The 15,145-nt window shown below is 49.9% G+C and carries 11 protein-coding genes; 3 read left to right on the top strand and 8 right to left on the bottom strand.

What is annotated here, in order from left to right; all coding sequences use genetic code 11:
- Positions 1-3: 3 nt before the first annotated feature.
- The 4 genes from B5F25_RS07540 to B5F25_RS07525 all read right to left on the bottom strand — a co-directional run bounded on the left by B5F25_RS07540 (position 4) and on the right by B5F25_RS07525 (position 3,981).
- On the bottom strand, positions 4-924 hold the full coding sequence (locus B5F25_RS07540; RefSeq protein ID WP_087248675.1) for a DUF2807 domain-containing protein: 921 nt from the start codon (positions 922-924) through the stop codon (positions 4-6).
- 156 nt (positions 925-1,080) lie between these two features.
- Entirely contained in the window at positions 1,081-2,055 is a 975-nt protein-coding gene (locus B5F25_RS07535) for a phosphatase PAP2 family protein (protein WP_022038622.1), read from the bottom strand.
- On the bottom strand, positions 2,046-3,068 hold the full coding sequence (locus B5F25_RS07530) for an NAD(P)-dependent oxidoreductase (protein ID WP_241148375.1): 1,023 nt from the start codon (positions 3,066-3,068) through the stop codon (positions 2,046-2,048). The genes B5F25_RS07535 and B5F25_RS07530 overlap by 10 nt, the downstream gene beginning before the upstream one ends.
- A 10-nt stretch (positions 3,069-3,078) precedes the next feature.
- Positions 3,079-3,981: a cation diffusion facilitator family transporter gene (locus B5F25_RS07525; protein ID WP_022038624.1), complete on the bottom strand. Its 903-nt coding sequence runs from the start codon at positions 3,979-3,981 to the stop codon at positions 3,079-3,081.
- Between the two features lie 207 nt (positions 3,982-4,188).
- Here B5F25_RS07525 and pafA point away from each other — a divergent pair, with 207 nt between their 5' ends.
- The gene (pafA, locus tag B5F25_RS07520; RefSeq protein WP_158100013.1) at positions 4,189-5,829 is read left to right on the top strand and encodes an alkaline phosphatase PafA; all 1,641 of its coding nucleotides are present in this window, start codon (positions 4,189-4,191) and stop codon (positions 5,827-5,829) included.
- A gap of 161 nt (positions 5,830-5,990) precedes the next feature.
- Here pafA and B5F25_RS07515 read toward each other — a convergent pair whose 3' ends face one another.
- The 4 genes from B5F25_RS07515 to B5F25_RS07495 form a co-directional block, all read right to left on the bottom strand.
- Positions 5,991-7,571: a hypothetical protein gene (locus tag B5F25_RS07515; protein WP_087248672.1), complete on the bottom strand. Its 1,581-nt coding sequence runs from the start codon at positions 7,569-7,571 to the stop codon at positions 5,991-5,993.
- A 1-nt stretch (position 7,572) separates the two neighbouring features.
- Complete coding sequence (locus B5F25_RS07510) at positions 7,573-8,604, bottom strand: HlyD family secretion protein (protein ID WP_087248670.1); 1,032 nt, start codon at positions 8,602-8,604, stop codon at positions 7,573-7,575.
- A gap of 158 nt (positions 8,605-8,762) precedes the next feature.
- A complete protein-coding gene (locus B5F25_RS07505; protein WP_087248668.1) occupies positions 8,763-10,073 on the bottom strand; it encodes a TolC family protein in 1,311 nt (436 codons plus the stop codon).
- 802 nt (positions 10,074-10,875) lie between these two features.
- Entirely contained in the window at positions 10,876-11,394 is a 519-nt protein-coding gene (locus B5F25_RS07495) for a hypothetical protein (protein WP_140406885.1), read from the bottom strand.
- Between the two features lie 148 nt (positions 11,395-11,542).
- On the opposite strand from B5F25_RS07495, the gene metG reads away from it, so the two are divergent.
- Together metG and B5F25_RS07485 are read left to right on the top strand one after the other, a co-directional pair.
- Positions 11,543-13,585, top strand: a complete 2,043-nt coding sequence (metG, locus tag B5F25_RS07490) for a methionine--tRNA ligase (RefSeq protein ID WP_087248664.1) — start codon at positions 11,543-11,545, stop codon at positions 13,583-13,585.
- Between the two features lie 105 nt (positions 13,586-13,690).
- Positions 13,691-15,145, top strand: coding sequence for a lipopolysaccharide biosynthesis protein (locus B5F25_RS07485; RefSeq protein WP_087248662.1), 1,455 nt, complete (start codon positions 13,691-13,693; stop codon positions 15,143-15,145).

The raw sequence follows: 15,145 nt of genomic DNA, 5'->3' as shown, positions 1-15,145 counted from the left end.
ACTTTAATCCTTCATTTTAGAAACCCCTTTTATCTTGCCTTCTACACGGGTGGGGGTACCTTTATAACGGATATCGCCGGCACTTGACACCGAAGTGGAAAGCACGCCGCTGGCGTTACACTCGATATCGCCTGCCGAAGAGGCGGTCGCCTTTACATCTTTCGCCAGCAGGTCCTTGGCATAGATGCCGCCTGCCGAACTGGCACTGAACGTAGCGTTACGGCATGTGCCGGCAAGCTTGATGTCGCTCGATGAGCTGGTAGATGCTTTCACATCACCTTCACAGGTCAGGTTCTTTACCGTGCAGTCGCCTGCCGAACTGGATTCGACAACGGCTCCACTGCATTGGGCAGTATTCACCTTGATATCGCCGCTGCTCTGCGTATCCAGACTCAGCTGCCCGCACCGGACAGCATCTACCACGATGTCGCCGCTGCTCTGCGTAATCATTTCCACATCGGCACAAGCTACAGCCCCTGCCTTGATGTCGCCGCTACTCGATGCACGGAACGATACAGCCTTTTGGGTCTTCAAGCCGTTTGCCAAGATAATGTCGGACGAACTGGATGTGGAGAACGAAGTCACTTCGGGAGCATACACACGCACTTCGCATTTATATCTTCCAGTAATGGATGTACCGCTCTTGAAACCTACATGCAACTTACTTCCTTCCTGTTCTACTTTTATCAAAGGCACAATGTTATCAGGTGCATAGATTTCGGCATAGGGTGTACCCGAAGCCTGCGTATAGACTACATCTACCGATGAAGACGAACGAATAGCATCAATGCCGGTAAGCGATACTTTCTGGGTCACATAATTCTTGCTGGGTTTTACCACGTTTCTGCTTCCGGCGTAGCATCCGGAAACGGTAAGCATCATTGCCAAGACACATGATGCCACAATCATTGAAAAATGTTTCATAGTTTCTGTTCGTTTAATTGTTTATGTTCTACTTGTTAGACGCAAAGTCGCGAAAAAAGTTACGGAAAAATAAAGAATCTTTTTGAATGAAAAATTAAGAATGAAGAATGAAGAATTTCCATGCGGGCGAAGCAATTCTTCATTCTTCATTCTTAATTACTTAAAGTACTTGAACGCCGGCGAGATGAACCAGCGCTTATACATCAGGGTAGCAAGCTGGTAAACGAAAAAGGCGGTAAAGAAACCGGCTATGGAATCGACCAGATAATGCGCCTGAATATAAACCGTTGCACAACACAACAACACATAAAAAGGTGCCAGGAAATATGCCAGCCTCCGATTGACCCGCCACGCCATAATCATCACAATGGTAGATATACCTACGTGCGAACTGGGGAAAGCCGCCGTAGGCCGTTCGCCCACTTCTTGTGAAGCCTCCACTAAATTAAAGAAAAAACCATGGTCGAACCCCGGTCCCGGTATCAAGTAATCATTCGTATTGAAATAATCGCCAATAGGAGGAAAATCGCACGCATTCACCCTGTCCATCCCAATAGCCGGGAAATAGAACTGCGGTCCTGCCACAGGCAACATAATATAAACCAAATAATAAATGAAGAACGAAGTGACCAGCACAAAGCAAATCTTCTCGAACCACTCGAAACGCTTCACGAAGTAATAAAGTACCACAATGAGCATCATCGGATAATAAAAAAAATAGCCCATATTAAACGGCTCGCTGAACCAGATGGACGGACAATGCTCGCTGAACTCTACCGAAGGCTGGCACCCGAACAATGCCTGCTCATTGCGTGCAAACAAATAATCAAGGTTCGGGAACAAACGATTGAATTCAAACGTATCGGGATACCAATAAGCAAGCAGACTCATCTGCACCACCATACGGACAAATGCCGTCAGCCTGCACGGAAACGCCTGATACAGGAATATCAGCACAAATGTCAGAATCACAATACCCAAACGTTCCAGTAACATTGTTCCCGGATGGTCCATACGCTGATACAGCAACAAAACCAAAAAACTGGTCAGTGCATTATAAATCAAGCTGATTGTCTCTACGGCAAACAGTTCCTTACCGCTTTCTACCCGTTCGAATAATTTTATAGCCATCCCTCTTTCTTATACCATCTGATTGTTTCTTTTACTCCTCTCTCCAGCGGATATGCAGGCTGGTAACCCAGTTCGTTTCCCAACGGAGCTATGTCGCACCGCCAATTACGCTGTTTCATAATCTTATATTTGTCGGGATTAAGCGTACTGGGTTTATGCATCAGCTTCGCCACGTTTCCTGCCACAGACGAAATAATCTTCAACAACCCAAGCGGACACGTAAAACGTACCAGCCAAGGATGTCCCAATTCGGTCCGTATCAAGTCGGAGAACGTGCGGCTACTATACACTTCGCCATCGCTTACGAAATAAGCGCGTCCCGTCACCTGCTTTTCCACAGCCAAATAAATGGCCTGCACCAAATCGGTCACATACACAAACGTAAGATCTTGCCGGCGGAAACCAGCAACGATGTCCAAATGGCGCGATATGGATTGAGCCATCAGGAAATAATCACGCTCACGAGGACCGTATACTCCCGTAGGGCGGAATATCACCCACGGCAAGTTTTCCAGTGAACGTATGTATGCTTCGGTATGAAGCTTGCTCACCCCGTATGCCGTATTGGGTTGTGGCGTGTCGCACTCACCTATGGGCAGATAGTCACGTTCATGTATGGGACCGAACACACTCAGCGAACTAAGGTAAACGAACTGACGTGGCACCATGTCCAATCTTATCAACACTTCGACAAAATGACGCGTAGCCCAATAATTACCTATTTCGAAGTCTGCCTGATGCAGGCATTTTGTCACACCCGCACAGTGGATAATGCAATCCCACCCGTCATGCTCTTTTTTATGTCGCTTCAGCTGTTCTTCCAAATGATCGGAATCTGTAAAATCGAGTTCGGCAAAACGGATACGCTCATCCTGCAGATATTTCCGACTGCTACTCTGCCTTACACCTGCCCATACCTGCATGCCACGTTCCAATCCTCCTTCGACCAAAAAACTGCCGATGAATCCGCTTGCGCCTGTCACTAATATCTTCATGTTTCCTATATTCTTCATTCTTAATTCTTCATTTCATCGGCTCTACATGGATGTTGATGTATGTATCCTTCCCATATGTGTCACGCAATTTCTGCTCTACTTGCGTGGCACGGTCATGCGCCTCACTCAAAGGCATATTGCCATCCATCCGGATATGCACATCTATCGCATAACGGTTGCCTATACGCCTCGTGCGCAAATGGTGCGGCTGTGATACACCAGGTACCGAAAGCACCAAGTCGGTGATATGACGTTCCACATCATCGGGCAACGAACGTTCCAACAGTTCGTCCAGACAAGGTCCCAATTGCTTTATCGCCACATGGATAATAAAAAAACTTACGATAACTGCCGCCAAAGGGTCGAGTACCCGCCAGTCTTCGCCCAACAAAATGGCGCCGCCGATACCTACTGCTGTCCCTATAGACGAAAACGAATCACTCCGGTGGTGCCAGGCGTTAGCTATCACCGCCGGACTATCGTATTTCCTTCCTACCAGACGTGTGTAATGAAACAGAACCTCTTTCGACACAATTGAAAACAATGCTGCCCACAAGGCAATCCAACCCGGCGAAGGCAACGTTTCCCCCTGTAAAAAAGCGTAAATCTGTTCGCCTCCGCTCCATAGGATACCAATACCTACCACCAGTAATGCCACGCCAATCAGCAAGGTGGCAAAGGTTTCATATTTTCCGTGTCCATAATCGTGTCCTTTGTCTTCCGGCTTGTCTGAAATACGCACAAACACCAATACAATCACATCTGTAGCCAAATCGGATAATGAGTGTACCGCATCAGCTATCATCGCGGCACTGCGTCCCAATATGCCTGCAGCAAACTTACACAGCACCAGCACGACATTTACCACGCTGCCTGCCAGCGTCACCCCGTATATGGCACGCCGGCGGACAGCAGCATCAGTCTCATTCATATCACATTCATTTTTTACATAAGCATGGGGCAAAGATACGCAATTCTAATGAAGAATAAAGAACGAAGCATAAGGAATCTTCATATTTTTGACAGACAGGACAAGAATCCCGACAATCTGATTCGTATCACTTTTGTAATACCTGTTTCACGCCCCTGTAACACAAAAACTACACCTTTGCACCCGAATCAAAAAAGACAAGAAATTATGAAAAAGAGTTTCATCACCCTGTTATTATGCTTGTGTTGCAGCTTCGTGATAAAGGCACAAACCAATTCGCCACACGTAGAGCGTCCCCGATTAGTAATCGGCATTGTAGTCGACCAGATGCGTTGGGATTACCTCTACCGTTTCTATCCGCGTTTCGGAGAAGGAGGCTTCCGGCGCCTAATGAACGAAGGCTTCAGTTGCGACAACACTCATCTCAACTACATACCCACCGTGACCGCCATCGGGCACTCGTCTATCTATACCGGTTCCGTACCCTCTATCCATGGCATTGCAGGAAACAATTTCTACAAGAATGATACACTGGTATATTGTACCGACGATCCTACCGTAACAGGTGTGGGAAGCAACAGTCCTGCCGGCAAAATGTCACCACGCAACTTATTGGTCACCACTATCGGCGACGAACTGAAACTTGCTACCAACTTCCGTTCGCGCGTCATCGGCGTAGCCTTGAAAGACCGCGCTTCGATTCTTCCTGCCGGACATACACCCGATGCAGCCTATTGGTTCGATGACGAGACCGGACGCTTCATCACCAGCACTTATTACCGGAAATCACTTCCCCAATGGCTGAACGACTTCAACCAACGTGACCTTGCCCGACAATATCTCTTGCAAGACTGGGACACCCTCTACCCCATCGAGACCTACACTGCAAGCACAGCCGACAGCACTGCTTACGAATTACCCCTTGCCGACACTCCTATACTGCCCGTGCCCACCTCACACCTGTTCGAACAGAAAGGCTACAGTGTCATCCGCACCACTCCTTATGGCAACTCGCTCACGCTGGAACTAGCCAAGGCTGTACTGAAAGGTGAACAACTGGGTCAAGGTCCCGAAACTGATATGCTCACCGTCAGTCTTTCGTCAACCGACTACGTAGGACACCAGTTCGGAACTTATGCCATCGAAACAGAAGATACTTATCTCCGTCTTGACCGTGACCTTGCCGACTTTTTCCGTACGCTGGACGAGACGATAGGTAAGAATAACTACCTTCTCTTCCTTACTGCCGACCATGCAGCCGCCCACAATTTCCGCCTGATGCAAGACTGTGGAATTCCTGCCGGGGGCTGGTATGCGGGCACTGTCAAAGATTCGCTCAATGCTGTGCTTGACAAACAGTTCGGCTCTGGCCATCCACTGGTGAAAGACATCCTTAACTATCAAGTATTCTTCGACCATGCATACATCCGCCAAGCAAACATTGATTTACGCGCCGCAAAAGCCTGCGCCATTGATTTCCTGAAAAGTTACCCACAATTTGCCTACGTGGCAGACATGGAAGACCTGAGTAACGCCACCCTACCTGCCGATGTGCGCGAACGTGCCATCAATGGTTACAACCGACTGCGCAGCGGTGACATTCAGCTCATCATGCAACCCGGCTGGTACAACATTGACCGACCTGATAAAACAGGTGGTACCGACCACGGCGTATGGAATCCTTATGATGCACATATCCCGCTGTTTTTCATGGGTTGGCACATCGAATCGGGTAATACTTTCCACCCTGTACACATGACTGACATTGCCGCCACCGTCTGTGCCCTGCTTCGCATACAGATGCCCAACGGCTGTATCGGAACACCTGTAGAAACAGTAGTGGAATAAAACAACCGGCATCCTTTAACCTGTTTAAATTTTGCTCAGCCCCTTAACTTCATAACGCATCAATGAAACACAAGACGGACACAGAATTTACATAAACACCTTATATAATAAAAGGTATCGAGAAAAATCTGTGTCCGTCTGTATGTTATCTCCAAACCCGTTTACCTGAAAGCTTTTTCCGCCTCACGCCTCAAAGCACGCCAGCCGGGCATCTGTTTCAGTTCGCGACGGATAGGAGCATCGTAAAGCAAGAAGAGAAGGAACAGCAGAAGGCAGGCGTAAATCACCCAGCCATAGATTTGCTTGATGCTCACTTCCATCATCCGTTCGATGAACCCCGGCATATATCCGCCTAAATCGAAAGGCGAGGAGCTGACTGCTACGTTATCAATAGCAGTGCCGTAACGCGCCAGATTATCCGCCATGTAGTAAGACAGACCTTCGGTATAGACGGCTGCCCCCAGTACACCGCCTACCACCATGTGCAGCATATTGAACACACTCAACGCCTGGAAGAAGTGCTGAAACGTCATAATTTCTTCCAGACAGACCATAAACGTAGCACTCAGTACGGCATAGGCGAATCCACGGCACGCTACAGGCAGATAAAGCTGAGAAATATGAATTTCTGACGAAAGCGTGAAATAAAAGCCTACAAGATAACACGCCAGCACAGCTATGCCTACCGCCAGAAGGCGCAAATAACTGAACCGTCTTACGTGCATCCACCAGTAAGCGAAAAGACAGCCTGCCACCACACCCGCCAGCACCAGCCAGTCGAGCCGGACGCTGACCAACGCCTCATAATGCATCACGCTCTCGTAGAACACTTCTTCCAGCGAACGTTCGGCGGCAAGGTACATTTCGACCAGCATAATGAGCAGCAAGATGGGGAAAAGATGCCTGTATGTCCACATCTTCGGTTCGAGGAAAGGATGGCGCACATGAAGCATCCGTCCGACACACACCGCCAGCGTGGACACAATCATCACTGCCAGCACGCGAATAACAGGACTGTTCCACCAGTCGTAAAACTCTCCGTAACAGAAGAAATAAGCCACTTCCAGCAAGAGCAGCGCCCACAACAAGGCTCCCAGCCAGTCGATGCCGAAAAGCGGGAACTTCTTGACGATGCGGAAATGCCGTGTACAAAGGGTGATTATCAACAAGTCAACCATCATCACCCCCGCCATGAACCAATGCATGTACGACCAATGATAGTAATGCATCAGATAAGTGGCAAGAAGGTCGGACACCTGCATGCTCCCTAATATAATAATGTGCAGCATGGGGAAGAACACCGTGAAATCACGCTTTGGCGTCATCCAAAGCTGGATGGTGGACATACATTCGAAAGTACCCTGTATCTTGCAGATGCCCTCCACGAAACAGATTACCCAAAGCAAGGGCAGGAACGTAACGTGTGGTGCAGCCAAGTTGCACACCAACACACCCGTAGCAGATACCGCCAGCAACGTCTTGTTGGTGAAACGGAACTTCATCCGGAACAGCAGAGGGAAATAAATCGCCATTCCCGCCAGGTTGGCATAAAGACACATTAGCAAGTCCTCGCGCATCAGGGTGATTTCACCCATCATCTCTGCCAGCGTACCCAGATAAAGCCCTCCCGAAAGCTGGAACGTGACTGCCATAAAGACATAAAGCCAGGGCTGCATGAGACGGGGCACAAAGCCGCGGACCATCGGCATCGTGAACGGTCCGTTAAGTACAGGCGCTCCCATCTCAACGCTTCACTTTACATTCCACATTCAGCCCAGCACGCAGAAGACTCAGCTTCTCCACATCGTTACCTTTCAGGCTGATACGGACAGGCACGCGCTGTTCCACCTTTACAAAGTTGCCTGTAGCATTGTCTTGTGGGATGAGCGAGAAGGCGGCTCCCGTGGCATCCGAGATAGATTCCACCGTGCCGGTATAGGTCACACCCGGAACGGCATCGGCGGTAAGCATCACTTCCGAACCTACATGAATGTGCGGAAGTTGGGTCTCACGGTAGTTGGCAATGACCCACAAGTCCTGCCCGTCTACGATATCCACCATTGTTTGTCCGGGCTGCACCAGCTGCCCTTCATGAATATCCTTGCGCCCCGTCACGCCGTCGCAAGTGGCGACAATCACGGTGTACGACAGGTTCAGCTTTGCCAAATCCACGGCTGCTTCCGCCAGCCGGATGCCCGCTTCGTTCTGCTCCAGCCGGTGCGTCTGCTCATCACGGGTGAGGGCGGTCGATTGCTTGGCACGCAAGAGCTGTTCATAACGTGCCTTAATAGCTTCGTATGCCGTGTGCACTTGGTCGTATTGTTGAGGTGTCACGGCATCTTGCTTCAGAAGTTTCTCGTAGCGGTGCCATTCACGCTCGGCGTTCTGCATCTGCACCCGCACTTCTTCGATGCCCGCATCGCTTACACGCAGGTTGTTTTGTGTAGTAGCGATACCGGTCGATGTGGCACGGCGTCCCGAAAGGGCGTTGGCAAGGTCAGCTTCTGCCTGAGCAAGGCGCAGGCGGAATTCGGTGTCTTCTATCACCAGCAAGGTATCGCCTTTGCGCACCGGCTGGTATTCTTCGAAATAAATCTTCTTGATAAAACCCTGCACACGGGTATTGACGGGCGTAATATGTTGACGCACCTGCGCATTATCGGTATATTCCACACCCAAATGAATGAAGCGCGAGCAAACGTAAACCAGTCCCACGGCAAGCAGGGCAATCACTACGGTATTATAAATCTGTTTTTTAGTCTTTTTTGTAAGCATAAGTCTATTGAGTTTGGTAGTTAAGAAGTTAAGAAATTAAGGAGTTAAGAAATTAAGGAGTTAAGGAGTTAAGAAGTTAAGGAGTAAAAACTATTGGCTTAACTCCTAACGAAGCGAAGCGGAGTGATAACTCCTCTAACTCCTTTAACTCCTTAAAATTACAACGTATGTGTCACATATCTCATCTGATAATAATGGTAAACCAAGTCGATGCGGGCGTTCACCAGTGCAAGATCGGCGCTCAGTTTGGTGTTGCCGGCATCCAACATGTCGGTCAGCAGGGCAAGCTCGTTGCGGTAGCGGTTGCTGGTCACGCTGTAATTCTCATTAGCAAGCTGCACGTTCTTCTCCTGAGTCCGCAGCTCGGTAAAAGCAGTCAGCAGAGAAGTATAGCTTGCCTGCACGGCATTTTCCACCTGCTCTTGTGCCAGCCCGTGTGTCTCTTGCGCCCGGCGCACGTTCAGCCGTGCCTGCTTCAGCTTGCGGGTATTCTTGAAGAGCGACGAGAAGTTATAACTCACACTTACGCCCACGTACCAGTAGTTGAAGTTGTTGTCCAAAACGGGTACTTCGATAGTGATAGGTCCATCCAGATGTTCGGCGGCAAAGAGCGACACCTTAGGCAAGCGTTCCGAGCGTTCGCGTTTCACCAGTTGCTTGCTCGTCTCGATGCCCGTCGCCGCCTGCCGCAAGTCGATGTTGGTCTGTGTGGCAAGCTCCTGCCAGTCATTTTCGCTTAGTGTCTGCACTTCGGTGGCAAGCAGGGTTGTGTCAGGCACGACGACCGTCTCTTCGGGCAAGTGCAGGATAGTCACCAACCGGTGGTTTACTATCTTGCACGCATCGTTCACCTTCGCCAATTGCAGTTTCAGATTTTCTTTCTGAAACTCATAGCGGGTGATGTCGTTTTGCAAAGCGGTGCCCTGCTCGCGCCGTGCCTGCATGTCGGCTATCACCTGCAGGGCGAGGGCGAGGTTTTTTTCCAGTACCTGCGCCTGGTTGTTCAGCTTGTACAAGTCGAGGTAATATCCCACGAGCTGGAAGCGGACATCCTGCCTGTTCTTCTCCCAGTCCAGTTCCGCCTTTTGCTTATCAAGCCTTGCCAGCTCGATACCGCTGTTCACCGCCCCTCCGGCATAGATAACCTGTTGGGCTTCGAGGGCGAAATTGTTCCCCCAGTGGGGCATGTCAATGTGGGTGGCATTGCCAAAATCGCGGTTCCACAGCTTCCCGTCGCCCCAATAGCTGCCCGAAAGCGAGGCGCTGATGTCAGGCAGACGTTGCGCTTTTGCCGCCTTCAGTGCTTCGGCGGCAGCTTCTTTTCCTGTCGCATACGCCTGTATGCTTGTACTGTTCGCATCGGCAAGGCGGAACAGTTCATCGATGCCCATCACTCGCGGTTGGGCACAAAGGTGCAGGCTGCATAGTGCCACCAAGCAAGGCACTATGAGCCTAAAGTTTTTGCTCATAATGTAACTGATTAAAAAATGGTTGAATGAAAAAATGGAAATCCCCGTTGTCGTATACCGAAGCCGGCCATCAAATCAAAGCCGCCACGCCCCATGCGTGGAAATCATGAATTTTGTTACTAAAACGGACGATGTAAGTTTTCTTCTGTGTCATATTCGTAGGGCGGACTCTTTCTAAATCCGGCGCGAAGTTAGAAAAACAATCCGCAAGTTGTAACCTTACAAGTGCTGCATTTTACATTTCTTTAACAAAAAAGCTACATATATCACACAAGCGAATATACATCAAAAACTCATTCCAAATCAGCACACGATAAATTCAAAACAGTTCACCATGTTTCTTTCCAGATTTCAAAAGAAAACACAAAAACACCGCTTAAAAAAGAGCCGTACTGAAAACAGAGGTTGTCATCCCTTAATTCTTGTTATAAAACATTTTATTTTAGTCAAAACATTTGCATATTTCCCAGAAGTCCGTACCTTTGCAACGTGTTTTTCATAGTATTAGATTTAAGGTTAACAAAGGTTGGAGTACAGCGGTACTCCTTTTTTTATGTCCATACGTTTGGACATTACGCTTTTGCCTATGGTTTCATGCCTGTTACAGCCCTAAAGAGTTTGCAGGAATGGTATTCATAGCTTTCAACGCATATAGGTCTATCCGCTGTAAGATTAATAATCTTCAGGCTGCAAGATTATTAATCTTACAAGCGGAAGATTATTAATCTTACACCAGACGAAGTTATCTGCGCTGAGAAAAGGAGATAATAACAACCTTTTAAATAATCTGAATACTACCCATTTATTTAAACCTTACCGCTACTCCTATCAGATGGTTGACCGGCTCCCCGTTAAGGCTGGCAGGGATGAAGTAAGGCAGGTTGCGGACCACCTCGCAAGCAATGGAATCCATTTGGCGGTATGAACGGGCATCAGGCGCAAATACTTTTGCCGACCTTGCAAGGGTGACGTGACAAGGTAATCCCATTTTATTGACCACAAAATAGACCACAGAGATGCCTTCGCCGATGTGGATGTCCTTCACGGCTTCCTGTATGTAGTGTTCCAAGCCCGTATTATATTCCGAGCCGTAAGGCTTAGGAATGGAAAACTCCGGCCCGCTGTCCGCATATCTGTAGACCGTATCTCCTTCTATCATGTCATAAACCGGCTTTCCGGTCTCACGCTCCAAGATTATCGGTTCTTTGTCCGGTTCCTTTACCTGTATCGTATCGGTTTCAGCCGCAAGCGGAGTTCCTGTCTTCTGCTGTCCTCCGCAGGCTCCTAAGGCAAGCAATAAGAAACATATCATCGGTTTCATACGCACATAAGGTTTTGGTCTCTGCAAATTTAGGGAAAAGAAGGGAAAAGCGCAACCGCAAGATTCTTCATTCTTCGTTCTTCATTCTTCATTTAAATTCGCTATCTTTGCAAAAGTTATTTAGTATCAAAGAAAAAACATACGCTATATGGAAAAGAAATTCAAACGGACTACTGTCACCTCGGCATTGCCTTACGCCAACGGGCCGGTCCACATCGGACACCTGGCGGGCGTATATGTGCCTGCCGACATCTACGTGCGCTACCTGCGCCTGAAGAAAGAAGAAGTATTATTCATCGGAGGCTCGGACGAGCACGGCGTGCCCATCACCATCCGCGCCAAGAAGGAAGGATGCACGCCGCAGGACATCGTGGACCGCTATCACACGCTCATCCGCGACTCGTTCAAGGAGTTCGGCATTTCGTTCGATGTGTACGGGCGTACCACTTCGAAGGTGCACCACGACACGGCATCGGCATTCTTCCGTACCCTTTACGACAAAGGCGAGTTCGTAGAAAAGACCTCGATGCAATACTACGACGAGGAAGCAAAGACTTTCCTTGCCGACCGCTACATCACGGGCGAATGTCCGCGTTGCCACGCCGAGGGCGCTTACGGCGACCAGTGCGAGAAGTGCGGTTCCACGCTCTCGCCTACCGAACTTATCAACCCGAAGAGTGCCATCAGCGGAAGCCAGCCGGTGATGAAGGAAACCAAGCACTGGTACCTGCCGCTCGACAAGCACGAAGCATGGCTGCGCCAGTGGATTCTGGAAGACCACAAGGAATGGCGCCCCAACGTGTACGGCCAGTGCAAGTCGTGGCTCGACATGGGACTTCAGCCGCGTGCCGTAAGCCGTGACCTCGACTGGGGTATCCCCGTTCCGGTAGAGGGAGCCGAAGGCAAGGTGCTCTACGTATGGTTTGACGCACCTATCGGCTACATCTCGAACACCAAGGAATTGCTGCCCGACTCGTGGGAGAAATGGTGGAAAGACCCCGAAACACGCCTCGTACACTTTATCGGAAAGGACAACATCGTGTTCCACTGCATCGTGTTCCCCGCCATGCTGAAGGCGGAAGGCAGCTATATCCTGCCCGACAACGTGCCGGCAAACGAGTTTCTGAATCTGGAAGGCGACAAGATATCCACCTCACGCAACTGGGCGGTATGGCTCCACGAATACCTGCAAGACTTCCCCGGCAAACAGGACGTATTGCGCTACGTACTCACCGCCAACGCTCCGGAAACAAAGGACAATGACTTTACATGGAAGGACTTCCAGGCACGTAATAATAATGAACTGGTAGCCGTATACGGAAACTTCGTGAACCGTGCCCTCGTGCTGACCCACAAATATTTTGAAGGCAAGGTGCCCGCCTGCGGCGAACTGAACGATTACGACCGGGCAACCCTGCAGGAATTTGCCGACGTGAAGGCACAAGTAGAGAAACTGCTTGACGTATTCAAGTTCCGCGATGCACAGAAGGAGGCAATGAACCTTGCCCGCATCGGCAACAAATACCTTGCCGATACCGAACCGTGGAAGCTGGCAAAGACGGATATGGACCGTGTGGCAACTATCCTCAACATCGCCCTGCAACTGGTAGCAAACCTTTCTATCGCCTTCGAACCGTTCTTGCCTTTCAGCTCCGAAAAGCTCCGCAAGATGCTGAACATGGAAACCTTCAGCTGGGAACAACTGGGACGCACCGACCTGCTGGAAGCCGGACACGCCCTGAACAAGGCGGAACTGCTCTTCGAAAAGATAGAAGACGACGTCATCCAGGCACAAGTGGACAAGTTGCTTGCCACCAAGAAGGCAAACGAAGCTGCTGCCTACAAGGCAAACCCTATGAAGCCGACCGTCAGCATCGAGGACTTCGACAAGCTGGACATCCGCGTAGGCACGGTGCTGGAATGCGAAGCAGTGCCCAAGATGAAGAAACTCTTGAAATTCAAGATAGCCGACGGGCTGGAAAACCGCACCATCGTGAGCGGCATCGCCCAGCACTACAAGCCCGAAGAATTGGTGGGCAAGCAGGTATTGTTCATCGCCAACCTCGCCCCGCGCCAGTTCAAGAACGGCTTAGTGAGCGAAGGCATGATATTGAGTGCCGAAAACTTCGACGGCTCACTGGCGGTCACTTCCGTCTTGCGCGAAGTGAAGCCGGGTAGCGAAGTGAAGTAATCTTTTTATCTTGAAACGCAGATTAACGCAGATTTTCGCAGATTCTAAAAATAAAAATCCGCGCTAATCTGCGTTAATCTGTGTTTCATCTTTTAATCTTGCAATATGCCCGAACAATCATTAAAGGAAAAGACCGCGAAAGGACTATTTTGGGGAGCCGTTAACAACGGTGCCCAGCAATTGCTTGTGCTCGTATTCGGCATCATCCTGGGGCGGATGCTCGGACCGGCGGAGTACGGCATGGTGGGGATGCTCACCGTCTTTACCCTTATCGGGAACTCATTGCAGGAAAGCGGTTTCCGTGCCGCACTGGCAAATGTAAAGCACATCCGGCACGAAGACTATAACGCCGTATTCTGGTGTAGTCTCGGCATCGGCGTGTGTGCCTACCTCGTATTGTTCTTCTGCGCCCCGCTGATAGCCCGTTTCTATCACGAACCGGCACTGGTTCCATTGGCGCGTTATTGCTTTCTTGCCATTCCCATTGCCAGCCTAGGCACGGCGCAAGGAGCTTATCTTTTCCGCAATCTGAAAGTACGCCAGCAGGCACTTTCGGGCATCATCGCCCACATCCTATCGGGATGTCTGGGCATCACGCTTGCCTACCACGGATTTTCCTACTGGGGCATCGCCACACAAAGCCTTACATACCTGATTGTCGTGACAATATGCAGCTGGTATTTCTCGCCGTGGCGCCCTACGTTCCGGATTGATTTCCGCCCGCTGAAGCCGCTCTTCGCTTTCAGCAGCAAGTTGCTCATCACCAATATCGCCAACCAGCTGAACAACAACCTGCTTTCGGTCATACTGGGAAAATACTTCAACCCGCAGGCGGTGGGCAATTATAACCAAGCCAATAAATGGAACGCCACGGGGCATCAATTTATTACAGGAATGATGGGCAGCGTGGCACAACCTGTACTGGCAAGCATCAGCGACGACCGCGAACGCTCCCTGCGCGTATTCCGCAAGATACTCCGCTTCTGTGCCTTCCTTGCTTTTCCGGCGATGTTCGGACTCTCTATCGTGACACACGAGCTGATTCTCCTGACCGTAGGCGAAAAGTGGACAGGCAGTATCCCCTTGATGCAATTGCTCTGCATCGGAGGTGCCTTCGTTCCCCTCAACACCCTCTTCTCCAGCCTCATCATCAGCCAGGGGAAATCGGACATCTATATGGGAAATATCATCGCACAGGTCGTGCTCCAGCTCCTCACCGTCTTAGTATTAATACAACTGGGCGGAAGCATCTACGCAATGGTGGTCGTGAACGTGTGCCTCAACATCGTATGGCTGTTCGTGTGGCAAGGCTTTGCCCGGCGGTTCATCGGACTAAAAGTAAAAGCCTTACTACTCGACCTGCTTCCTTTTCTCTGTTCCGCATTGCTTGCCTGCTCGGCAGGGTGGCTGAGTGCCTATATGGCAGGAGGCCCGCTCGCCGTCACTTTTCTTACGAAAGTCATTGTAGCGGCAGGGTGCTATTTCCTCGTCATGAGGATCGCCCGTGCCGAAATCCTGCAAGAATGCATCGATTACCTCTTCAAGAAGAAACGGGCGTAA

Origin of the sequence: Bacteroides sp. An19 (assembly GCF_002160215.1) — a bacterium.
Lineage (GTDB): Bacteria > Bacteroidota > Bacteroidia > Bacteroidales > Bacteroidaceae > Phocaeicola > Phocaeicola intestinalis.
Note: the sequence above shows the minus strand (reverse complement) of the source record. Positions and strands in the feature narration are given on the sequence as shown.